The 21,816-nt window shown below is 56.4% G+C and carries 21 protein-coding genes; 8 read left to right on the top strand and 13 right to left on the bottom strand.

Annotated features, from left to right (window positions below; all coding sequences use genetic code 11):
• Window positions 1–23 precede the first annotated feature (23 nt).
• Window positions 24–212 carry a YfgG family protein gene (locus B2Q93_RS17910; RefSeq protein ID WP_046884620.1) on the top strand — a complete coding sequence of 63 codons (189 nt, stop codon included), beginning with the start codon at window positions 24–26 and terminating at the stop codon, window positions 210–212.
• A gap of 44 nt (window positions 213–256) precedes the next feature.
• Here the strand turns inward: B2Q93_RS17910 and B2Q93_RS17915 are convergent, their stop codons facing one another.
• Window positions 257–1,135, bottom strand: coding sequence for a LysR family transcriptional regulator (locus B2Q93_RS17915; RefSeq protein ID WP_286933950.1), 879 nt, complete (start codon window positions 1,133–1,135; stop codon window positions 257–259).
• A gap of 97 nt (window positions 1,136–1,232) precedes the next feature.
• Here B2Q93_RS17915 and B2Q93_RS17920 point away from each other — a divergent pair, with 97 nt between their 5' ends.
• The 4 genes from B2Q93_RS17920 to B2Q93_RS17935 all read left to right on the top strand — a co-directional run bounded on the left by B2Q93_RS17920 (window position 1,233) and on the right by B2Q93_RS17935 (window position 4,225).
• Entirely contained in the window at window positions 1,233–2,396 is a 1,164-nt protein-coding gene (locus B2Q93_RS17920) for an MFS transporter (RefSeq protein WP_286933951.1), read from the top strand.
• Between the two features lie 317 nt (window positions 2,397–2,713).
• Window positions 2,714–3,175 carry a DUF6130 family protein gene (locus B2Q93_RS17925; RefSeq protein ID WP_286933952.1) on the top strand — a complete coding sequence of 154 codons (462 nt, stop codon included), beginning with the start codon at window positions 2,714–2,716 and terminating at the stop codon, window positions 3,173–3,175.
• 35 nt (window positions 3,176–3,210) lie between these two features.
• Window positions 3,211–3,465, top strand: coding sequence for a DUF1471 domain-containing protein (locus tag B2Q93_RS17930; RefSeq protein WP_212478468.1), 255 nt, complete (start codon window positions 3,211–3,213; stop codon window positions 3,463–3,465).
• Between the two features lie 10 nt (window positions 3,466–3,475).
• Entirely contained in the window at window positions 3,476–4,225 is a 750-nt protein-coding gene (locus B2Q93_RS17935) for an alpha/beta hydrolase (protein WP_286934002.1), read from the top strand.
• A 60-nt stretch (window positions 4,226–4,285) separates the two neighbouring features.
• Here B2Q93_RS17935 and guaA read toward each other — a convergent pair whose 3' ends face one another.
• Complete coding sequence (gene guaA, locus B2Q93_RS17940) at window positions 4,286–5,863, bottom strand: glutamine-hydrolyzing GMP synthase (RefSeq protein ID WP_040074536.1); 1,578 nt, start codon at window positions 5,861–5,863, stop codon at window positions 4,286–4,288.
• Between the two features lie 63 nt (window positions 5,864–5,926).
• Window positions 5,927–7,393, bottom strand: a complete 1,467-nt coding sequence (gene guaB, locus B2Q93_RS17945; protein ID WP_207292198.1) for an IMP dehydrogenase — start codon at window positions 7,391–7,393, stop codon at window positions 5,927–5,929.
• Window positions 7,394–7,551: 158 nt separating this feature from the next.
• Here guaB and xseA point away from each other — a divergent pair, with 158 nt between their 5' ends.
• Window positions 7,552–8,928 carry an exodeoxyribonuclease VII large subunit gene (gene xseA / locus B2Q93_RS17950; RefSeq protein WP_286933953.1) on the top strand — a complete coding sequence of 459 codons (1,377 nt, stop codon included), beginning with the start codon at window positions 7,552–7,554 and terminating at the stop codon, window positions 8,926–8,928.
• Here the strand turns inward: xseA and B2Q93_RS17955 are convergent.
• Complete coding sequence (locus B2Q93_RS17955) at window positions 8,925–10,067, bottom strand: MFS transporter (protein WP_286933954.1); 1,143 nt, start codon at window positions 10,065–10,067, stop codon at window positions 8,925–8,927. The two genes, xseA and B2Q93_RS17955, sit on opposite strands and share 4 nt — an antisense overlap.
• Window positions 10,068–10,226: 159 nt before the next feature.
• On the opposite strand from B2Q93_RS17955, the gene B2Q93_RS17960 reads away from it, so the two are divergent.
• On the top strand, window positions 10,227–11,246 hold the full coding sequence (locus B2Q93_RS17960; RefSeq protein ID WP_286933955.1) for a M4 family metallopeptidase: 1,020 nt from the start codon (window positions 10,227–10,229) through the stop codon (window positions 11,244–11,246).
• Window positions 11,247–11,597, top strand: coding sequence for a protealysin inhibitor emfourin (locus tag B2Q93_RS17965; RefSeq protein ID WP_046884561.1), 351 nt, complete (start codon window positions 11,247–11,249; stop codon window positions 11,595–11,597). It begins immediately after the preceding gene.
• Here the strand turns inward: B2Q93_RS17965 and B2Q93_RS17970 are convergent.
• The 9 genes from B2Q93_RS17970 to rodZ all read right to left on the bottom strand — a co-directional run bounded on the left by B2Q93_RS17970 (window position 11,594) and on the right by rodZ (window position 21,792).
• Window positions 11,594–11,815, bottom strand: coding sequence for a zinc ribbon domain-containing protein (locus tag B2Q93_RS17970; protein ID WP_286933956.1), 222 nt, complete (start codon window positions 11,813–11,815; stop codon window positions 11,594–11,596). The genes B2Q93_RS17965 and B2Q93_RS17970 overlap by 4 nt on opposite strands.
• A 50-nt stretch (window positions 11,816–11,865) precedes the next feature.
• Complete coding sequence (locus B2Q93_RS17975) at window positions 11,866–12,945, bottom strand: oxidoreductase (protein ID WP_286933957.1); 1,080 nt, start codon at window positions 12,943–12,945, stop codon at window positions 11,866–11,868.
• 69 nt (window positions 12,946–13,014) lie between these two features.
• On the bottom strand, window positions 13,015–14,568 hold the full coding sequence (locus B2Q93_RS17980) for a peptide MFS transporter (RefSeq protein ID WP_286933958.1): 1,554 nt from the start codon (window positions 14,566–14,568) through the stop codon (window positions 13,015–13,017).
• Window positions 14,569–14,878: 310 nt separating this feature from the next.
• Window positions 14,879–16,351, bottom strand: a complete 1,473-nt coding sequence (gene der / locus B2Q93_RS17985) for a ribosome biogenesis GTPase Der (protein WP_046884558.1) — start codon at window positions 16,349–16,351, stop codon at window positions 14,879–14,881.
• Window positions 16,352–16,461: 110 nt separating this feature from the next.
• Window positions 16,462–17,640 (bottom strand): outer membrane protein assembly factor BamB, encoded by a 1,179-nt coding sequence (bamB, locus tag B2Q93_RS17990; RefSeq protein ID WP_040074524.1) that lies wholly within the window; start codon window positions 17,638–17,640, stop codon window positions 16,462–16,464.
• A 10-nt stretch (window positions 17,641–17,650) separates the two neighbouring features.
• Window positions 17,651–18,271 (bottom strand): YfgM family protein, encoded by a 621-nt coding sequence (locus B2Q93_RS17995; RefSeq protein ID WP_040074522.1) that lies wholly within the window; start codon window positions 18,269–18,271, stop codon window positions 17,651–17,653.
• 13 nt (window positions 18,272–18,284) lie between these two features.
• Window positions 18,285–19,559: a histidine--tRNA ligase gene (hisS, locus tag B2Q93_RS18000; RefSeq protein WP_286933959.1), complete on the bottom strand. Its 1,275-nt coding sequence runs from the start codon at window positions 19,557–19,559 to the stop codon at window positions 18,285–18,287.
• 92 nt (window positions 19,560–19,651) lie between these two features.
• Window positions 19,652–20,770: a flavodoxin-dependent (E)-4-hydroxy-3-methylbut-2-enyl-diphosphate synthase gene (gene ispG / locus B2Q93_RS18005; RefSeq protein WP_040074518.1), complete on the bottom strand. Its 1,119-nt coding sequence runs from the start codon at window positions 20,768–20,770 to the stop codon at window positions 19,652–19,654.
• Between the two features lie 26 nt (window positions 20,771–20,796).
• Window positions 20,797–21,792, bottom strand: a complete 996-nt coding sequence (gene rodZ / locus B2Q93_RS18010) for a cytoskeleton protein RodZ (RefSeq protein ID WP_207292204.1) — start codon at window positions 21,790–21,792, stop codon at window positions 20,797–20,799.
• Window positions 21,793–21,816 lie beyond the last annotated feature (24 nt).

A 21,816-nucleotide genomic window follows, 5' to 3' on the forward strand; every position in this document is an offset into this window, starting at 1 on the left:
AAGGGTATTATCTGGATAACATTGTGAGTCAGGCTACACGTATGCGAAAACGACATCGGTTTAACACTCGGATGACGCGCATCATTTTGCTTATTAGTTTTCTCTTCTTCTTTGGCCGCTTCGTTTATTCCTCGATAGGTGCCTGGTATCATCATCAGGACAAACTCGAGTCGCAGCAATCCTCCCTCTCTGTTGATACTGCCGTTCGGTAACCCTTATTGCGGAATAAATAAAATTCCTTCATTGACCTTGCCTGCTATTTTTCCTGCTGCAGCAGTCTGAACAACCCACTTATGCCTTTGCTGAGAATTTTGTCCTGACGCATGACAATGGCCAACTGGCGATGTAATACCGGCGTTAATGACAATACGCATAACCCTTCGCGATCGGCCACCTGCTCTACCGCCATACGTGGAACGATGCTGTATCCCAGCCCGGCGCGAACCATCCGTTTTATCGCTTCGATGCTACCCAGCTGCATCACCGGTTCCGGCTGTAACCCACTCGCCTGAAACCAGGCGTCAATAAGCGCACGCGTTCCACTTCCCGACTCAAACGCTATCAGCGGCAGGATGTGTAACGAATCCGGCGTGGGCTCACACTCCTCCTCCTCCTGCGCAGAAATACAGACAAACTCCTCATCGAGAATCGGTGTAATTTCCAGCCCTCTGCCGCTGACCGGCATCGTCACTAGCCCCAGGTCGAGGCGATTCTCTTCAATAGCGCGCACCACGCCGGGGGTATTGCCGGTGGTCACCCCCACCTTCAGCAGCGGGTACGTCTCCCGCAACTGCTGCAACAGCGGCGGTAGCAGATGAATACAGGCCGTCGCCCCTGTGCCAAGCGACACTGTCCCGCTCACTTCATGGCTGAACGCATCCAGCGAACGCAGGGTCTCTTCGACCACCTGCTCAATACGTTCGCCGTGGGTCAGCAATGCCAGACCGGCGGCAGTGGCCTTTACGCCCCGTCCGGTGCGCTCGAGCAGTCGTGAACGTAAAAAATGTTCCAGTTGTCGGATTTGTAAACTGACTGCAGGCTGCGAGATCCCCAGCACGTCTGCCGCTGCGGAAAAGCTTCCCCGCTGAATAACAAGCCGGAAGGTGGCCAGATGTGCCAGGTTGAGCGTCGTCATACAAAGTTTCTCTTATACGGGTGATAACCGTCAGGACCTGCCTGCACCTTACCGCGCCCAGTATGCTCGGGACAACTGCATAACGGAATGAAAGATAATGACAACGTCCGCCCTCCCCCGCGCATTACCTCTTGCCGCTGGCTGTAATCAACTCATCAACTGGGGGATTTCGTTTTATATGCCCGGGACCTTCGCCCGGGCGATTTCCGCCGACAAAGGCTGGTCATCTGTGCAGATCTATCTCGGCCTGACCTTCGCGATGCTGGTGATGGCGGGCGTATCGCCTTTTGTTGCCCGCCTGCTGGCGCAGTTTGGCGGGCGGCGGGTGGTGATGAGCGGCACCTTAATGATTGCGGCCAGCTGCGTGGGGATGGCTTACACCCCCTCGCTCGCAGGCTGGTACGGCGCCTGGCTGCTGGCCGGCATCGGTATGCGCCTGTCGCTCTACGACGCTCTCTTCGCCTCTCTGGTTAATCTGTATGGCCAACAAGCACGAAAAACGATATCCCGCGTGACGCTGGCGGGTGGACTGGCCTCCGCCGCCTTCTGGCCGTTCGGCGACGCCCTGCTTAACATCATGCGCTGGCAAGATGCGCTGCTGATCTATGCGCTTTGTGGCGTGCTAAGCGCCATTTTGATTCGCCAGCTTCCGTCCCAGCGCAGCCCGGTGAAGCGAACCCCGCCGGCCCGCGCTACAGGTAATGACCGACGCAACGCAGGGTGCTATGCCGCCTTCATTGCGTTAATCACTTTTGTCTCTAACGGCACCTCTACCCACCTTCCGGAATTTATCGCCAGCTATGGCTTACCCATGGCTATCGGTATGTTGTGGGGGACAGGACAAACCGGCGCACGTTTTATGGAGGTGGTGGCAGGCCAGCATCTTACGCCGCTTCGGCTCACGCTGATTACCGCCCTGGCCATGCCGCTCTGTTTTTTACTCGGGTTGAGCAGTTCATTTTTTGCCTGGTCCGCCGCCGGGTTTGTGCTGGGCTATGGGGCGATTAACGGACTGGTGACCATTGTGAAAGCCACCCTGCCGCTGCAGCTGTTTGCCCCAGAAGAGTACGCCAGACGCACCGGGGTGCTGTTGATCCCGGCCCAGCTGATGGCCGCAGTCTCTCCGCTGGCCTATGCGTGGTTGAACCGGACATTGGGGATTACCGGTGCGATGTGGCTGTCATGGGGGCTGACGCTGGTAATTACCGGGCTGGCGGTGTCTATTGTGAAAAATCAGCCGGGGCATCCCTGCCCTGCGTGATTGAAACACAACGCCACCGTCAATGGTCAGGCTTGCTCCGGTGATATAGCCGGATGATTCCCCGGCAAGCCATGCCGCCATGTTGATAGTTATTCGTCGTGGCGCCAGATCCAGGCCGGGGATGTGCACCCTCGCTGCGACAGCCGCTTTACTCATGGCATACACGTGCTGCCCGCATGCGCGGAATGTATCGCACTGTATCCACCTCTCCCTGCTTACGCAGCCATACAAAAAAGCCGCCCGCAGCAAACAGACCCGATACATAAAAATGGTCTTCTATGTCTGTCGCAAATGATTACCGAAGAGGAGTTCCCCGAATGAAGCATCGAAATTTACTGCTGGCGCTGCTCGCACTGACGTCAGGCTGCACCTGGGCCGCGCCATTAAGCGGACTGAGTGCCGCGGAGGTTAATGGCCCCGCTGCCGTTGCGCCGCTTGAACAGCCCCAGCCTCCGGCGAAGCTGATTGTGGATCCGCCCCTGGCGGGCCCGCTGAGTAAAGGCGCGGTCTTTATTCAGTACCGCACAGAGAACATGCGCATCGAACCCGTTTTCGGGCCCGAGGCGCTAAAAGTCACGCCACGCATTGGCCATATTCACGTCATCGTCGATGACAATCCCTGGCACTGGGCCGACGCCAGCGGTGAGCCGGTCATTCTGGTGGGGCTGCCTGCTGGCCAGCACAAGGTGACGATTATTCTCGCCGACCCAACCCATAAGCCAGTTGACCGTAAAACCATTGAATTCACCGTACCGCCGCATGCTGCGGTTAAGCACTGAACACAACCACTGACCTATTTTTGAGGATTTTAACCATGAAAACATTACTGATTGCTGTTCTGACCTTCTCTGCTGCCATGGCTTCTTCCGCTTTCGCTGCTCAGGAAATTAACCAGCCTCACGGGCAACAAAAGATTGGCACCATTTCCGACAGCAGCGGCGCAACGTCGCTTACGGATCTGGAGGCGAAACTGCAGGCCAAAGCCGCCGAAGCGGGCGCCAGCGCGTTCCGCATTACCTCCGCCGGGGGCAATAACACTCTGTCTGGTACCGCAGATATTTATCGCTGAGGTCGTCATGATGAAAAAACTGTTTACGCATACGCTAGCAGCAGGCCTGCTGCTGGCCGCCGCCAGCGGCGCAGCACTGGCGGGCAGCGGTAAAACCGTGGTGTTGGTGCATGGTGCTTTTGCCGATGGCAGTAGCTGGAACTCTGTGATCAATAAATTGCATAATCAGCATACCGAGGTCATTGCCGTTCAGCTGCCGCTCACCTCATTAAAAGATGATGTTGCCGCGACTCAGCGCGCCATCGCCCGGGCGCACGGGGATGTGGTACTGGTGGGGCACTCCTGGGGCGGGACGGTAATTAGCGAGGCGGGCAACGATGCGCGGGTAAAAGCGCTGGTCTATGTGGCGGCATTTGCCCCGGATTCGGGCCAGTCGACAGCGGATCTGGCCGGACGCTACCCTGCCCCACCGGGCAGCGCAGGCATCGCTAAGACCGCGGACGGTTATCTTTACCTGCCGGGCAAATCGGTACGCGAGGATTTTGCGCCGGACATTAAGGCGGGCGAGCAGAACGCGCTGACCGCCACTCAGGGCCCGATCTGTGCAGATGCCTTTGCGGAAAAGGTGACCCATGCGGCCTGGCACGACAAACCGAGCTGGTATGTGGTCAGCAAGAATGACCGGATGATCAACCCGGATCTGGAGCGCGCCATGGCGAAGGCGATTCATGCCAAAACCACCGAAGTGGCGGCAAGCCATGTCTCGATGGTGAGCCATCCGGAGGAGATTGCCCGGACGATTGAGCAAGCGGCGCAATGAGCAGGCAATAAAAAGCCCGCGGGTAGCGGGCTTCAATAAAACGCGATTATCGGGCGGGGATTATTCCCACTCGATCGTCGCCGGTGGCTTACCGCTGATGTCATACACTACGCGGGAGATACCGTTCACTTCATTGATGATACGGTTAGAGACGCGCCCCAGGAAATCATACGGCAGATGCGCCCAGTGTGCGGTCATGAAGTCGATGGTTTCCACCGCACGCAGGGAGACAACCCAGTCGTATTTACGGCCATCGCCCATTACGCCTACAGAGCGAACCGGCAGGAACACGGTGAACGCCTGGCTCACTTTGTTATACAGGTCGGCTTTGTGCAGCTCTTCAATGAAGATCGCATCGGCACGGCGCAGCAGGTCGCAGTACTCTTTCTTCACTTCGCCCAGCACGCGCACGCCGAGACCTGGCCCCGGGAACGGGTGACGGTAAAGCATGTCGTACGGCAGACCCAGCTCCAGGCCGATCTTACGCACTTCGTCTTTAAACAGCTCACGCAGCGGTTCAACCAGGCCCATCTTCATCTCTTTCGGCAGGCCGCCCACGTTGTGGTGAGATTTGATGACGTGTGCTTTACCGGTGGCAGAGGCCGCAGACTCGATTACGTCAGGGTAGATCGTACCCTGCGCCAGCCATTTCACGTCTTCCAGCTTCAGCGCCTCTTCGTCGAACACTTCGACAAACACGCGACCGATGATTTTACGTTTCGCTTCCGGATCGTTTTCACCGGCCAGCGCGTCCAGGAAGCGCTTCTCGCCTTCCACGTGAACGATGTTCAGACCGAAGTGGTCGCCGAACATGTCCAGCACCTGCTGAGCTTCGTTGAGGCGCAGCAGACCGTTGTCCACGAACACACAGGTCAGGTTTTTGCCAATAGCGCGGTGCAGCAGCATCGCGGTCACGGAGGAGTCCACGCCGCCGGAGAGGCCAAGAATCACTTTGTCATCGCCAACCTGCTGGCGGATACGCTCCACGGCGTCGTCGATGATTTTTGCCGGGGTCCAGAGAGCTTCACACTGGCAGATGTCACGCACGAAGCGCTCCAGCATGCGCATACCCTGACGGGTGTGAGTCACTTCCGGGTGGAACTGCACGCCATAGAAGCGTTTTTCTTCGTTCGCCATGATCGCGAACGGGCAGCTTTCGGTGCTGGCAACGGTCACGAAGTCAGACGGGATAGCGGTAACTTTATCGCCGTGGCTCATCCATACGTCCAGCAGCGGTTTGCCGTCTGCGGTCAGGGAGTCTTCGATACCGCGCACCAGTGCGCTATCGCTCACCACTTCTACCTGCGCATAGCCGAACTCACGTTCAGTAGAGCCTTCTACGTGGCCGCCCAGCTGCATTGCCATGGTCTGCATGCCGTAGCAGACGCCGAAGACCGGCACGCCCGCTTCAAACACGTACTGCGGTGCGCGTGGACTGTTTTCTTCGGTGGTGCTTTCCGGACCGCCAGACAAGATGATGCCGCTTGGGTTGAACTCGCGAATCTGTGCTTCCGTGACATCCCATGCCCACAGTTCACAGTAAACGCCCAGCTCACGGACGCGACGTGCCACCAGCTGCGTGTACTGAGAACCGAAATCGAGGATAAGAATGCGATGTTTATGAATGTTTTCCGTCATTGACGCTAATTCCGAGGCAAGTGAAACAAAATCGCCCGGCATATAGCCGGGCGTGGAAACTTATCAGGAGCCCATACGGTAGTTCGGGGACTCTTTGGTGATGGTCACGTCATGGACGTGACTTTCCTGAATACCCGCACCGCTGATACGCACAAATTCCGCTTTAGTACGCAGCAGGTCGATAGTACCACAGCCGGTCAGACCCATACAGGAGCGCAGGCCGCCCATCTGCTGGTGAATGATCTCTTTCAGGTAGCCTTTATAGGCTACGCGGCCTTCGATACCTTCCGGCACCAGTTTGTCTGCCGCGTTATCGGTCTGGAAGTAACGGTCAGAGGAGCCTTTAGACATCGCGCCCAGAGAGCCCATCCCACGGTAGGATTTGTAAGAACGGCCCTGGAACAGCTCGATTTCACCCGGGGACTCTTCGGTACCGGCCAGCATGGAGCCTACCATTACCGCTGCCGCACCGGCCGCGATCGCTTTGGCGATGTCGCCGGAGAAGCGGATACCGCCATCAGCGATAACCGGGATACCCGTGCCTTCCAGCGCTTCAACCGCGTCGGAAACGGCGGTGATTTGCGGAACGCCCACGCCGGTGACGATACGGGTCGTACAGATGGAGCCTGGGCCGATACCCACTTTCACCGCGCTGCAGCCGGCTTCCGCCAGGGCGCGAGCACCTGCGCCAGTCGCGACGTTACCGCCAATAATTTGCAGATCAGGATATTTTGCACGGGTTTCACGAATACGTTGCAGCACGCCTTCGGAGTGGCCATGAGAGGAGTCAATCAGCAGCACGTCAACGCCTGCGGCAACCAGCGCATCAACGCGCTCTTCGTTGCCCGCACCTGCGCCAACCGCAGCACCGACGCGCAGACGTCCATGCTCGTCTTTACAGGCGTTCGGTTTACGTTCTGCTTTCTGGAAATCTTTTACGGTGATCATGCCGCGCAGATGGAAGCTATCATCCACCACCAGCGCTTTCTCAACGCGTTTTTCGTGCATCTTCGCAAAGACCACTTCGCGGGATTCACCTTCACGCACGGTAACCAGACGCTCTTTCGGAGTCATATAAACGCTAACTGGCTGGTTCAGGTCGGTGACGAAGCGGACGTCGCGGCCAGTGATAATACCCACCAGTTCGTTATCGGAGGTGACAACCGGGTAGCCTGCAAAGCCGTTACGCTCGGTCAGCGCTTTAACTTCGTGCAGCGTGGTGGTTGGCAAAACAGTTTGCGGGTCGGTAACGATGCCAGATTCATGTTTCTTCACGCGGCGAACTTCTTCTGCCTGACGCTCGATAGACATGTTTTTATGAATAAAGCCAATGCCGCCTTCCTGAGCCAGGGCGATAGCCAGGCGCGCTTCAGTCACGGTGTCCATTGCCGCGGAGAGCATAGGAATGTTCAGGCGAATGGTTTTGGTTAACTGCGTGCTGAGGTCGGCAGTATTCGGCAGAACGGTGGAGTGAGCGGGAACGAGGAGGACGTCGTCAAACGTCAGTGCTTCTTTAGCGATACGTAGCATGGGCAATATCTCTGACCTGGGTGGTTAAATATTGCCGTGGCATTATACAGAGCGTAACCGATTGCATCTACACTTTTTTAGAAAAAAGCTTGCGATCGCCTCTCAGCAGGTTACTATCGACTGAATAACTTGCTGATTTAAAATTTGATCCCGCTCACATGTTATCCTCTCAATCCCCCTCAATTTTTACTGTCAGCCGCCTTAACCAGACGGTGCGTTTGCTGCTTGAGCAGGAAATGGGGCAAGTCTGGATCAGCGGTGAGATCTCTAACTTTACCCAGCCCTCTTCCGGCCACTGGTACTTCACGCTAAAAGACGACACCGCTCAGGTGCGCTGTGCAATGTTCCGCAACAGCAACCGTCGCGTCACGTTCCGTCCTCAGCATGGCCAGCAGGTTCTGGTACGCGCCAATATTACGCTGTATGAACCACGCGGTGATTATCAAATCATCGTCGAGAGCATGCAGCCTGCGGGCGAAGGGCTGTTGCAGCAAAAATATGAACAGCTAAAAGCGAAACTCTCTGCAGAGGGGCTGTTCGATCAGCAATATAAACAACCTCTGCCCGCTCCGGCTCACTGCGTTGGCGTAGTTACCTCGAAAACCGGTGCGGCCTTGCACGATATTCTCCACGTTCTGAAGCGTCGCGATCCCTCCCTGCCGGTCATCATCTACCCCACCGCGGTTCAGGGGGATGATGCCCCAGGCCAGATCGTGCGCGCCATTGAGCTGGCGAATGCGCGCCGTGAATGTGACGTGTTAATTGTCGGGCGCGGTGGCGGTTCGCTGGAGGATCTGTGGAGCTTTAACGACGAGCGCGTAGCACGGGCCATCTTTGCCAGCGCCATCCCGGTGGTCAGCGCTGTCGGTCATGAAACAGACGTCACCATCGCCGATTTCGTGGCGGATTTACGCGCCCCGACGCCGTCCGCCGCGGCCGAAGTGGTGAGCCGCAATCAGTTGGAGCTGTTACGACAGCTTCAGAACGGGCAGCAACGCCTGGAGATGGCGATGGATTACTTCCTCGCAGAACGTACGCGTCGCTTTACCCAGCTCCAGCATCGCCTGCACCAGCAGCACCCTCAGCTGCGTCTTGCGCGTCAGCAAACCGTGCTGGAACGTCTGCGCCAGCGCATGAACGTTGCGCTGGAGGGCCAGCTCAAACGTGCGACCTTGCGTCAGCAACGCGTGGCCCAGCGCCTGAACCAGCAAAATCCGCAGCCGAAAATCTACCGTGCGCAAACCCGCATTCAGCAGCTTGAGTATCGGCTGGCCGAGAATCTGCGTGCGCGGCTCAGCAGCACGCGCGAACGCTTTGGCAACGCGGTTACCCATCTGGAGGCGGTCAGCCCCCTCTCTACCCTGGCACGCGGTTATAGCGTCACCACCGCGACCGATGGCAAAGTGCTCAAACAGACCCAACAAGTCAAAGCCGGCGATGTGCTGACGACCCGCCTGTCAGACGGCTGGGTCGAGAGTGAAGTGAAAGGCGTGACGGCCGCGAAAAAACCGCGGACCCGAAAAAAACAGCCCTAATCTGTAGGCGTATCGCCCCCCGGCGTGACGCAAAGCATCAGCCAGGATAAGGCAGAAAAGCTCATCAGCGCGCCAGCCGCGCCTATTGCTCCATACAGCTGCCCGAAGACAATCGCCCCGACAATCTGCCCGACCGCCAGCATTAAAAAGGCCAGACTCACCCCCATCGCGGGTGCAGAGGCGGCAATCGCCGCCCCCTGAACTAATAGCACGCCGGAGAGGATCACATAGCCCGCGCCGTTCAATGCCACGGCAGGTATCAGCCACCCGCTAAAGCCGTGGATCAGGGCGAGCAGAATAAGCGAAACCGCCATAAAAATTTGCGATCCCCGGTAGACCACCCGCATCCCTGTGCGCTGAGCTACGCTACCGGTTAATACCGCCGCAATGCCCGCTCCCCCGCTGATCAGCCAAAGAATATTCGTGGTGCCGCTCTCCAGCCCGGTATGACGTTGAAGCAGCTCCGGACCAAAACTCCACCACGCCGCGCTGGCGATACCGCTGACAAACGCGATCAGTAATAATCTCAGCATTGCCGGTTTAGCCAGTTGGGCCCGCCACCCCTGTTGCACCGCAGCCTGGGGGGCTTTACCCGCAGGGAGAAAGCGCCAGACAGGGATCAAGCAAAGCAGAGCCAGTAGCGCAAAAGCGACACAGGCGAATCGCCATCCTCCCGGCAGAAAAAACAGTATCGGTACCGAGAGGATGATCCCTCCGCTGGTACCCGCATTGATGACCGTATTCACTTGCGTGTTACGCTCAGGCGGTATCACCGCGCTGACCGCGCCGGCCAACGAGGGGGACGCCAGGCCAGAGCTCAGTCCCGCAATAAACAGTCCGATGGCCAGACAGAGCGGCGAAGGTGAAACGGCCAGTATCAGTAGCCCGACGGCCGCGGTGATGGCCGCGAGCGACGCCGTGAACCGGGCACCGAATCGGTTGGTAAACAACGACGCAAATAATACCGACAGGCAGTATGCCGCGTAGCTACAGGCGGCAATCAGACCGGCGGTTTCCACAGAGAGCGGGATGGCCTGTTTTATATCGGGCAGCATAATGCCCCATGAAAACCTTGCCATCCCATAGGTCACGGCGATCAAGACAAAACCGCTGAAGGCGAATGCCATGCTTTTTTTCATTCTGATCCTCGTTATGTACCCCGCTAAAACCTAATCCCTGAACCAGTAGAGTGCCAGTTTTACGCTGCGCGATTTGTCCGACTTATGCCCATCCCCGTGTCGATGGCTTACACTTACACTGGTTCTTTTTTCGGCATTGCCAGAAAACAGGAGAGCAGCATGACCCAGCCTTATAGCGTTATTCCCCCCTACATCTTGCGCCGCATCATCGATCGCGGCTCTGAATTACAGCAGCAGTGTGCTCGCCAGACATTAACCCACGTGCAGACCTTAATGGCCCATATGCCCGGCAAACCCGCCGCCCCGCACGTCAACAATGCCGGTCAGCTGGAGCGTGATATCTATGATGCCCGAAATCTGCAGGAGCTACCGGGAACGCAGATTCGCTATGAAGGACAACCCTCAACCGGCGATATCGCGGTGGATGAGGCCTATGATTACCTCGGCGTCACGCATGACTTTTTCTGGGAAAACTATCAGCGCGATTCGCTGGATGGTAAGGGGCTAATATTGACCGGCACCGTACATTATGGCCGGGAATATCAAAATGCTTTCTGGAATGGCGAGCAGATCTTGTTCGGCGACGGCGACGGCGAAATATTTAACCGCTTTACCATCGCCATCGACGTGGTGGCCCATGAACTGAGTCACGGCGTGACCGAAACCGAAGCGGGATTAATTTATTACGAACAATCCGGCGCGCTGAACGAATCGCTTTCAGATGTCTTTGGCTCGCTGGTTAAGCAATACCATCTTAAGCAGACCGCCCAGGAAGCCGACTGGCTCATTGGTGAAGGGTTGCTGGCATCCGGAATTAACGGGAAAGGGCTACGCTCCATGAAGGAGCCCGGTAGCGCCTATGACGACCCTCTGCTGGGTAAAGATCCGCAGCCGGGCCATATGAATGATTTCCTGAAAACCCGTGAGGATAACGGGGGCGTGCATATTAACTCCGGGATACCTAATCGCGCATTCTATCTCGCCGCGACCGCGCTGGGGGGCTATGCATGGGAGCAGGCCGGATATGCTTGGTATGATACGGTTTGCGACCGGGCCCTCCCGCAGGATGCCGATTTCGCGACCTTCGCCCGATTGACAATCAACCACGGGGGCAAACGGTCCGGCAGCGCGGTGGCAGCAGCAATCGAGGCGGCCTGGAAAACCACAGGGGTGCTGTAAATGCAGATTCCGGAATTGACTGAAGACGCCGTTGTTGAACTGGCGCGTGAAGGCGGCGTCGCCTTTATTCCAAAGTTAAGCGGCCTGCGCAGAATCGCGCTCTCTTCACTGAATGCGCAACAGCGCCAAAAGGTGGTAGAGATTCTGGACCAGGCGCTGGAGCTGGGCCAACCGCCCGGCCAGCCTGCGTCGCCAGGCCAGGGCGATCAGCGCTACTTTCGTATTCAGATCGTCTGGACCCGGCACAATCAGGCGCAATATACGGATGTCATCTTGCTGGTACCCGAACAGGAAGCGCCGCCGTCGCTGGTGGATTTGTGGTTGAAAGGCGAAGGTTGCGTTTGCGATTAAGCCTCTGGCAGAACAAACTCCACGCGCTTTTTCGAGATCAGACCGTGGCCATTCTTGCAAAAATAATCCACTGCGCCGCAAGCTTTTAAGACCTGCAAAGGCTGATGGCACTCCGGGCAAAGGGCTTGCAGCGCAATCTCTTTGTTACAGGCCGCACAGTGCGCCAGGCCATTTTGCGGGGTTAATTCTGCATGACAATCCGGGCAGGTAACAGGCATTGTGACTCCTTAAAAGGGGTTCAGCATGGGCTGATTTTACCACAGCGCGGTCAGTGGGGGCCACGCAGCCGTTGCTGTAAATTCAGGAGCAGTGTGACTTCGTCCAGTCGCCGTCGGGTAATGTGGCGCACCTCATCCGGCGCGCGGGAAAACAGGCTCGCCTCCCCAAGGATCTGTTCTGCGAGGCAGTGTTCATAGAGCGTACCGGTACGCGCCCAGCGCTGGAGATGTTCACCTTCGGTGAGCGTTAGCACATCCTGCTGGCCTCGCCTGTCGTGGCTGATAATGCGGCCATCGCGAAGATGCAGCCGCAGCCCTTTTTGTCCGCCCTGAGGCCCGGCATATTTATTAAGCCAGACAGCCACCGGAATACCGCTCAGATGCCCTTCTAAATGCGCTTCACCTTCTGCCGTGCGCAGATCGCCTCTCTCGATATCGCGCCCCAGCCGATCCCTGGCGGAGATCACCTGCAGCGCCATGTCGTTATTTCCCCCGAGATAGCAAACCGTTTCCCGCATCATTGCCAGTACGTGGGTGCCAATATCCAGAATTACGCCGTCCGGATGGTGCAACGTACGTGGATCAGGCTCCCCGGTAGCGAAGTTAAGAGCGACAGGTTCTCCTGCCTCATTAAAACCGCTGGGTTCCAGCAAAAAGCCCTCTATTTTGACGATATCTGCAACGCCGGAAATGGCGCGCATTGGGCATGCTTCACCCTGCGGCTGCCAGCGGGGATCCAGTTGCCCCAGCGCCAGCTGCAGCGCACCGGTTCGCGCCATCCAGTGATCGAGGGCCAGTACCCGGCGGGCGACCCGGGGATCGTTCAACAGCCCGTTTAACCGGGTGGCCTGAGCGAGGGTCGCAATAATCGGTTTTTCCACCACGATACGGGGGATCGGGGAAGCCAGGGCCTGCTCGAGTACTTCAAGGTGATGGAGCGAAGTGGTGGTGATAAACAGCGTTTCCAGTGGGGAGTGCAGGAGCGTCGACAGCGTGGGACAGCGAATGATCCCCTCAGGCTGGCGGTCTGGGCGAAGGTCAAAGCCGTAACAGTTTGCCCCCGTCTGTCGTAGCGCAGGGAGATAAGCCGTTTCCACCACCGCCCCCAGGCCGATAAAGCCGACATTCATATTCTGCCTCGCTCAATATAAAAAAACCGGCGTACAAGGCGCCGGTTTTGTCTGGTTATAACCCTGCCATTAGGCGGTGGTTACCGGTTTTTCCTCACTTTTCGTCTGCGCATTTTCCAGCATGCGGCGGACCGGAACAATGAGGACGATCAGTACGGCAGCACAGATCAGCAGGGCAATAGAGCAGCGTGCAAAGAGATCCGGCAGCATATCCAGCTGATCGGCCTTAACGTGGCCACCAATCAGGCCCGCCGCCAGGTTGCCCAGCGCACTGGCACAGAACCACAGGCCCATCATCTGGCCACGCATTCTTTCTGGGGCCAGCAACGTCATGGTTGCCAGGCCAATCGGACTCAGACACAGCTCACCCAGGGTCAGCATCAGGATACTGCCCACCAGCCAGAACGGCGATACGCCTGCCCCGCCATTTTGCAGCACGTTCTGTGCCGCCAGCATCATCAGGCCAAAACCTGCCGCTGCGCAGAGAATACCGATGACAAATTTGGTGATGCTGCCCGGACGAATGTTCATGCTCGCCATCTTCGGCCACGCCCAGCTAAAGACCGGTGCCAGCAAAATAATGAACAGAGCATTAATAGACTGGAACCATACCGCCGGAATTTCAAAGTCGCCGATCATACGATTCGTATAGTCATTGGCGAACAGGTTGAACGAGGTAGGTTTCTGTTCAAACGCAGACCAGAAGAAGGCCGCCGAAATCAGCAGAATGAAGCAGACCAGCAGGCGGGCACGCTCTTTGCGATTGAGACCGGCAAAGACGAACAGCCAGATGAAGTACAGCGCTACCGAGGCGGCAATCACGTAGACCAGCGCGCTGGCGACCGCGACCGGATTAATCATAATCACGCCCTGAGCAATCAGCGCAACGACAATCGCCACACCCACCGCCAGCGCCACCAGCCAGGCACCGACGCCATTTTTCTTCGCCACCGGGCTGTTCCAGGTGGAGTCGAGTCCCACTTCGCGGTCATAGCGTTTCATTGATGGCACGGCGAATAGACGGAAGATCACCAGGGCAACCAGCATCCCGATACCACCGATGCCGAAGCCCCAGTGCCAGCCATGAGATTTAATCAGCCAGCCGGAAATCAGTGGCGCGATAAATGACCCCATGTTGATGCCCATATAAAAGAGCGAGAAGCCGCCATCACGACGCGTATCGCCTTTTTTATACAGGGTCCCTACCATCACCGAGATACAGGTTTTGAACAGACCCGATCCCAGCACAATGAACATCAGGCCGATAAAGAACAAATTGTTCCCCATCACCGCCGACAGCGCAATCGACAGGTGGCCGAGCGCAATCAGAATGGAGCCGTACCAGACTGCTCTCTGCTGGCCGAGCCAGTTGTCGGCCAGCCACCCACCCGGCAGGGCCGCCAGATACATGGTACCGGCGAAGATCCCGACGATAGCCGAGGCATTTTCACGTGCCAGCCCCATGCCGCCGTCATAAACGGTGGCCGCCATGAACAGAATCAGTAACGGGCGAATGCCATAGAACGAGAAACGTTCCCACATCTCTGTGAAAAAGAGCGAGCCAAGCGGATACGGGTGGCCGAAGAAGGTCCGGCTTTCTTTATTATTAACTGAGGATTGCATAGTTCTCCCGAAGAGGTGTGTCGTTGTGCTTATAAACGCGGAATTAAGGTCGGCCAGTTAGGGTTCAGGTCGATCAATACACTCCGAAAATTTTATTTAACCATTTGATAACCAGTCGCTGGTTTTGTCTAGTGCCAGATGCGGAACGTTAAGACGAAAATTCGACAGGTATCTCTTTTCGTAGATTTTATGCTGGAAAAAGCAGAATTGTGATTGACATCAGCGCACTGACGTCAGGAAGGTGAAAGAGCGTGAAAAGTAAAAAGCCCGCTGAAAGCGGGCTTATTGAGCAACAGGTCACATGAAACGGTTATTTGCCCTTTTTGATGTGTTTGATTAAACGCTTACGTTTACGCATCTGGTTTGGCGTCAGGGTGTTGCGCTTATTGGCGAACGGGTTATCCCCTTCCTTGAACTGGATACGAATCGGCGTGCCCATTACGTCCAGAGACTTACGGAAGTAGTTCATCAGATAACGTTTGTAGGAATCCGGCAGGTCTTTTACCTGGTTACCGTGAATCACCACAATCGGTGGGTTATAACCACCGGCGTGCGCATATTTCAGCTTCACGCGACGGCCACGCACCAGCGGCGGCTGATGGTCTTCAGCGGCCATGGTCATGATGCGGGTCAGCATCGCCGTGCCTACGCGGCGGGTGGAGCTGTCATAGGCTTCACGTACGGATTCAAATAGATTACCTACCCCACTGCCATGCAGAGCAGAGATGAAGTGCACGCGCGCAAAGTCGATAAAGCCCAGACGGTAGTCCAGGGTCTCTTTCACCTGCTCTCTCACTTCATTGCTCAGGCCATCCCACTTGTTAACCACAATCACCAGTGAGCGCCCACTATTCAGGATGAAGCCGAGCAGAGAGAGATCCTGATCGGAAATACCTTCACGGGCATCGATAACCAGCATAACTACGTTGGCATCTTCGATCGCTTGCAGGGTCTTAATAACCGAGAATTTTTCCACCACATCGGTAATTTTGCCGCGCTTACGCACACCTGCGGTGTCAATCAGAACGTATTCACGCTCGTCACGCTGCATCGGAATATAGATACTGTCGCGGGTGGTGCCCGGCATATCGTAAACCACCACGCGGTCTTCGCCGAGGATACGGTTAGTAAGCGTAGACTTACCTACGTTCGGACGCCCCACGATAGCCAGTTTAATCGGCAGATCCTGCGGGTTGAAGTCGTCTTCCGGCTCTTCTTCGCCCTCTTCACGCTCTTCAAACTGCGCCCAGTATTCGGCGTCTTCATCAATCTCTTCCGGCGGGCTGATTTCATCAACGAACGGCAGCAGTGCGGTTTCGAGCAGGCTGGTTACGCCACGGCCATGGGAGGCCGCGATAGGATAAATATCGCCCAGACCCAGAGACCAGAAATCGGCCATCGCCTGGTCGACATCAATACCGTCTGTCTTGTTCGCCACCAGGAAGGTCGGCTTTTGACGCGAACGCAGGTGCTTGGCAATAGCGGAATCCGCAGGCATCAGACCCGCGCGGGCATCCACCAGGAAAAGGACGACATCGGCTTCTTCGATAGCCAGCAGAGACTGCTCAGCCATACGCGTTTCAACGCCGTCTTCGGTTCCGTCGATACCGCCGGTATCAATACAGATGAATTCACGACCTTCCACTTCTGCACGACCGTACTTACGGTCACGCGTGAGCCCCGGGAAATCCGCAACCAGCGCATCACGGGTGCGTGTTAAACGGTTAAAAAGAGTGGATTTTCCAACGTTCGGGCGCCCGACAAGCGCGACCACAGGTACCATGTTTAAAGCCTCATAAAATGCATTACTACGTCGCTTTTGCGGCGTAGATAAAAAAGTCAAAACGGCCCCTGAAGAGACAGGAGCCGTTTATTATACTACAACCGCTGTGATTAACGCGTGATCGCGTACAGCGTGCCGTCTTTTGCCTGAATCAGCAGTTTGCCGTCAGCGACGACAGGTTCCGTCAGGAAGCCGGAGCTGTCGACTTTATCCTGAGCAACAAAGCGGCCGTTTGACGGGTCGATCCAGTGCATATAGCCTTCGCTATCGCCCACCACCAGGCTGCCATTATAGAGCGCCGGTGCGGTCAGCAGACGGTGCAGCAGATCGCTTTGCGTCCACAGGGTCACGCCCCCTTCGGTGCTCAGCGCCAGCAGACGATCGTTCTGGTCAACCAGGTAGATACGGTCGCCATCAACGATGAAATCATTCACTGAACCCAGCTCACGTTTCCACATGATCTGGCCACTACGCAGATCCAGCGCGGTCAGATTGCCGTTGTACGCCAGCGCGTAGACGACGCCGTTGACGATAACCGGCGTGGTATCCACGTCGCTCAGACGGTCGATCTCAGTCGGACCGGTCGCCTGCGAGATACGCTGTTGCCAAATCAACTGGCCCTGCTGCATCAGCACGGCGTTCACACGACCGTTATCACCGCCCACGATGGCTGCGCCAAAAGCGGTTGCAGGAGCGGATTCACCGCGCAGAGAGAGCGCAGGCATATCCAGGTTAACGGTCCATTTTACCGCGCCATCGGCTTCGTTAAGCGCCTGAAGCTGACCATTTGCCGTGTGAACCAGCACCATACCATCGCTCACGACCGGACGAGAAAGCGCTTCGCCTGCAACACGACTCTGCCAGACGATTGAGCCATCGCCGCTGTCCAGGGCGTAGACCTGTGCTTTTTCACTGGCCACATACACGCGTCCACCGGACACGGTTAAACCGCCAGAGAGCAGCGCTGGGTTACGGGAGAACCAGCCGCTTTTTTCTGCCAGATTGATCGACCAAATCTCTTTTCCGTCGTCGGCGTTGACCGCTTTCACGGTGCCTTTACGATCGGCCGCATAGACGACGCTATCCGCATAGGCCGGGTGCAGGTTGGAGTAGAAATCACCGATACCGTCACCGACGGAGGTACTCCACGCAGTAGACGGGGTGAATTGATTTTCCACCGTCGGCAGCGGAGACATGGTGACAACATCTTCTTCGCCACTGAACAGTGAACAGCCACTCAATAACGTAACGGAAAGCAGTCCTGGCAGAAGTAATTTACGCAATTGCATCGGGTCCCTCTCAGACGGACAAATTATTTATTTTCATCTGCATCATTTCGCTCAGCGCTGGCGAGGCGTTGCTTTTTACGCCCGCTTCCCATGCGCTGCGCGCGCCTTGTTTATCGCCTTTGCTCAGCAGTGCTTCACCGCGCAGATCGGCAACAATAGAGGCAAAACCTTCACCTTTAATGGTGTCGAGCGTTTTCAGCGCTTCGTCAGCTTTCTTCTGCTGAACCTGAACGCGTGCCAGACGCAAGTTGATCAGCGCTTTCAGGTTATCGTCGCTGGCGGCAGCCAGACCTTGCTGAAGCTGAGCCGCTGCTTTATCCAGGTCGTTTTTATCAACGAACTGCTGCGCAACTTCCAGCGACGCCAGTGCACCATAGGTGTTTTTTGTCTCCGCGGCGAATTTCTCAGCGGCGGCCAGGGTTTGCGGCTGGTCGGCTTTGATCGCGCTGACCGTATTTTCATACTGCAGCGAGGAGCCACGCACGGAATCCACCTGATGACTGGTCCAGTAACGCCAGCCAATTAATGCGCCAACACCTAAAATAACCCCAACTGCCAGAGCCTTGCCGTTTTCAGCAAAGAAGCGCTTGATGGCATCAACCTGGTCGTTTTCGTTTTCGTACATTTCCACGCCGTCCTTCTCCTTAGAAAGTCAAAGAGCGCAAGTGCGCCGCAACGCCGTCCTGCGTTACCGTAATCTGTTCACCAGAGCGCAAGTCTTTCACCACGACGTTACCCGCAGCGACTTCAGACTCACCCAGTACCAGTGCCACCTGTGCGCCCCACTTATCGGCACGCACAAACTGTTTTTTAAAGTTGCCGCCACCATGGTTGGTCATCAGCTTAACGCCCGGCAATTCATCACGAATGCGTTCGGCCAGCTGCATTGCCGCAGGTTGCGTATCCGCACCCGAGGCGACCAGGTATATATCGACAACAGATTCTGCTTTAAATTCCGGATTAACTGCCTGAACCAGCAAAACAAGTCGCTCAAGACCCATGGCGAAGCCCACTGCAGGCGCAGCACGCCCACCCAGTTGCTCAACCAGGCCATCGTAACGACCGCCTGCGCAGACTGTACCCTGCGAGCCCAGGCTGGTGGTTACCCACTCAAATACGGTACGGTTATAGTAGTCCAGACCACGTACCAGGCGCTGGTTCACGGTGTAGGCAATGCCCGCCGCTTCAAGTAATTTGCACAGACCGGTGAAGTGTTCACGCGACTCGTCGTCCAGATAATCACCCAGCGCAGGCGCGTCGTTCAATAGCGCCTGTACCTCGGCGTTTTTGGAGTCCAGTACGCGCAGGGGGTTGCTGTACATCCGGCGTTTGCAATCGTCGTCCAGCTTCTCTTTATGCTGTTCAAGGAACGCGACCAGCGCGTCACGGTAGTTGGCTCGCGCTTCCAGAGAGCCGATAGAGTTCAGTTCCAGGGAAACGTGCTCAGCAATACCGAGCGCACGCCACCAGCGGGCGGTCAACATAATCAGTTCGGCGTCAATGTCCGGCCCCTGCAGGCCAAAGACTTCAACACCCAGCTGGTTAAACTGACGATAGCGGCCTTTTTGTGGACGTTCGTGGCGGAACATCGGGCCGATATACCACAGGCGCTGCTCCTGATTGTACAGGAGACCATGTTCGATGCCGGCGCGTACACAACCCGCCGTACCTTCAGGACGCAGCGTCAGGCTATCGCCATTGCGGTCTTCAAAGGTATACATCTCTTTTTCAACCACGTCGGTTACTTCGCCGATTGCGCGCTTGAATAACGGGGTCTGCTCTACAATCGGCAAACGGATTTCGCTGTAACCGTAGCTGCCGAGCACCTGTTTCAGTGTGCCTTCAATGCGCTGCCAGATGGCGGTCTCGCCAGGCAGATAATCGTTCATGCCGCGAATGGCTTGAATGTTTTTTGCCACGTTTATTCTCTTTCTATATACAAAAATGAACCCAAAGATTCATTAACCCAAGGGTTCAATCATACACAGGAAGCGCACCGCTTCCCATCTCGTTATTTTTCGACGTGTTGCACGCTGATGCGTTGCGTCTCATCTAGCATGGTTGCCTTGGCACGAATGCGGGCTTCCAGCTGATCAATCATGTCGTTATTATCCAGACGATCTTTGCGAACGCCATCTTCATAGAGACCGCTTTTCTTGTTACCGCCGGTTACGCCCAGGGTAGAGACCAGCGCTTCGCCCGGGCCATTGACCACGCAGCCAATGATAGAGACATCCATTGGCGTGATGATATCTTCCAGACGCTGCTCCAGGGCATTAACCGTACCGATAACGTCAAACTCCTGACGTGAACAGGTTGGGCAGGCGATGAAGTTGATCCCGCGCGAGCGGATGCGCAGCGATTTAAGGATATCGAAACCGACTTTGATCTCTTCGACCGGATCCGCCGCCAGTGAAACGCGCAGCGTGTCGCCGATCCCTTCGGAGAGCAGCAGGCCCAGGCCAATGGCTGATTTCACCGATCCGCTGCGCAGTCCACCGGCTTCGGTGATCCCCAGGTGCAGCGGCTGATCGATCTGTTTTGCCAGCAGGCGATAGGACTCTACGGCAAGGAAGACGTCAGACGCTTTCACGCTGACTTTAAACTGATCGAAGTTCAGACGATCGAGGTGATCCACATGGCGCATAGCGGATTCGAGCAAAGCCTGCGGCGTTGGCTCGCCATACTTTTCCTGCAGATCTTTTTCCAGCGAACCGGCGTTCACACCGATACGGATAGGAATGTTTTTATCGCGAGCGCAGTCAACGACGGTGCGAATACGCTCTTCACTACCGATGTTACCCGGGTTGATACGCAGGCAGTCCACGCCATATTCCGCCACTTTCAGGGCGATACGGTAGTCAAAATGGATGTCTGCAACCAGCGGAACGCTGACCTGCTGTTTGATAAGTTTGAACGCCTCGGCGGCATCCATGGTTGGCACGGAGACGCGAACAATATCGGCGCCTACGCGTTCTAACGCTTTAATCTGATTAACCGTCGCTTCCACATCCGTGGTGCGTGTGTTCGTCATGGACTGAACGGCGATAGGTGCCCCATCGCCGATTGGCACATTCCCAACGTAAATGCGTTTGGACTTTCTACGCTGAATAGGGGCCTGGTTATGCATGAAAAATCTCCCGCGTCGCCTGTCTGTTACTGTGCTGCTGATTGTTCGGCATCGAGGGTCAGACGCGCAACCTGGTTAGTTCTGATAAAACGGCTCAGATCGACAGGTTTACCCTGGAACTGAATCTGTACGGCTGATGGTGCACCGATTTTAAGTTTGTACGGTGTCTGGCCTGCCAGATTTAAACTGCCATCTTTACGCTGCAGGCCGCTGAAGAGTTTTTTGCCTGTGGCATCGGTCACTTCCAGCCAGCAATCGGCGGTGAAGTTCATGACCAGTGCATTAGGGTCAGCCGCGGGGGTTGCCACCCCTGCCGGATCGGACGGCAGAGTCTGGGCGGTATCCGTCGTCGTGGTGGCCGGAGCGCCAGAATCGACGTTCGCCTGAGACGGAGAAACCACGGCGTTATCCACCGGTGCCTGTGCAGGCTGATCGGCGGCTGGCGTCTGTGCCGGCGTCGCCGCAGGCGCAGCGGTTGCTGCTGTCTGCGGATCGGCTGAAGGCGTGCTGCTGTCGGTGTTCAGAGGAACGTTCTGCGCGCCGCTGTTTCCGGAGTTGTTAAGCTCGATAGAAGATTGATCGGCCATGGTGGTGATCTCTTCTTGCTGCGCTTTGTGGTTCTGCCACCACCATGCGCCCGTCAGACCGATCACTACAAACAGCACCAGCCAGGTAAAGCTCATCAACCAGCCGTCGCGTTTTTTGCGGCGTTTACCTAAAGAAAAAGTCTGCATCGGCGCGACCTTAGCCGCTCTGACCGGTGCCTGCTTTTCCATCATAGGCAGAAGTTCTTCTTCGGGGATATGCACCAGTTTTGCATAAGAGCGGATATAACCACGCAGAAACGTTGAAGCGAGATCGGCCGGAGCCTTGTCTTCTTCAATATCGCGAACCGTGGAAACCTTCAGACATAGGCGCTCTGCAACGGCTTGCTGGCTAAGTCCGAGTTGTTCACGGGCGTTGCGGAGACGAACGCCGGTGGAAAGTGCTGCATTTTGGTCGTGAGTGGCTTCAGTATTCATTCGCTACAACTACTGGTACGTGAA

Origin of the sequence: Leclercia sp. UBA5958 (assembly GCF_002430365.1) — a bacterium.
Taxonomy (GTDB): domain Bacteria; phylum Pseudomonadota; class Gammaproteobacteria; order Enterobacterales; family Enterobacteriaceae; genus Enterobacter; species Enterobacter pneumoniae.

What these genes read in the sequence shown, in the direction of transcription:
- B2Q93_RS17915 (WP_286933950.1), bottom strand. Translation starts at nt 1,135, where the DNA reads ATGACGACGCTCAACCTGGCACATCTGGCCACCTTCCGGCTTGTTATT.
- B2Q93_RS17920 (WP_286933951.1), top strand. Translation starts at nt 1,233, where the DNA reads ATGACAACGTCCGCCCTCCCCCGCGCATTACCTCTTGCCGCTGGCTGT.
- B2Q93_RS17925 (WP_286933952.1), top strand. Translation starts at nt 2,714, where the DNA reads ATGAAGCATCGAAATTTACTGCTGGCGCTGCTCGCACTGACGTCAGGC.
- B2Q93_RS17930 (WP_212478468.1), top strand. Translation starts at nt 3,211, where the DNA reads ATGAAAACATTACTGATTGCTGTTCTGACCTTCTCTGCTGCCATGGCT.
- B2Q93_RS17935 (WP_286934002.1), top strand. Translation starts at nt 3,476, where the DNA reads ATGAAAAAACTGTTTACGCATACGCTAGCAGCAGGCCTGCTGCTGGCC.
- guaA (WP_040074536.1), bottom strand. Translation starts at nt 5,863, where the DNA reads ATGACGGAAAACATTCATAAACATCGCATTCTTATCCTCGATTTCGGT.
- guaB (WP_207292198.1), bottom strand. Translation starts at nt 7,393, where the DNA reads ATGCTACGTATCGCTAAAGAAGCACTGACGTTTGACGACGTCCTCCTC.
- xseA (WP_286933953.1), top strand. Translation starts at nt 7,552, where the DNA reads ATGTTATCCTCTCAATCCCCCTCAATTTTTACTGTCAGCCGCCTTAAC.
- B2Q93_RS17955 (WP_286933954.1), bottom strand. Translation starts at nt 10,067, where the DNA reads ATGAAAAAAAGCATGGCATTCGCCTTCAGCGGTTTTGTCTTGATCGCC.
- B2Q93_RS17960 (WP_286933955.1), top strand. Translation starts at nt 10,227, where the DNA reads ATGACCCAGCCTTATAGCGTTATTCCCCCCTACATCTTGCGCCGCATC.
- B2Q93_RS17965 (WP_046884561.1), top strand. Translation starts at nt 11,247, where the DNA reads ATGCAGATTCCGGAATTGACTGAAGACGCCGTTGTTGAACTGGCGCGT.
- B2Q93_RS17970 (WP_286933956.1), bottom strand. Translation starts at nt 11,815, where the DNA reads ATGCCTGTTACCTGCCCGGATTGTCATGCAGAATTAACCCCGCAAAAT.
- B2Q93_RS17975 (WP_286933957.1), bottom strand. Translation starts at nt 12,945, where the DNA reads ATGAATGTCGGCTTTATCGGCCTGGGGGCGGTGGTGGAAACGGCTTAT.
- B2Q93_RS17980 (WP_286933958.1), bottom strand. Translation starts at nt 14,568, where the DNA reads ATGCAATCCTCAGTTAATAATAAAGAAAGCCGGACCTTCTTCGGCCAC.
- der (WP_046884558.1), bottom strand. Translation starts at nt 16,351, where the DNA reads ATGGTACCTGTGGTCGCGCTTGTCGGGCGCCCGAACGTTGGAAAATCC.
- bamB (WP_040074524.1), bottom strand. Translation starts at nt 17,640, where the DNA reads ATGCAATTGCGTAAATTACTTCTGCCAGGACTGCTTTCCGTTACGTTA.
- ispG (WP_040074518.1), bottom strand. Translation starts at nt 20,770, where the DNA reads ATGCATAACCAGGCCCCTATTCAGCGTAGAAAGTCCAAACGCATTTAC.
- rodZ (WP_207292204.1), bottom strand. Translation starts at nt 21,792, where the DNA reads ATGAATACTGAAGCCACTCACGACCAAAATGCAGCACTTTCCACCGGC.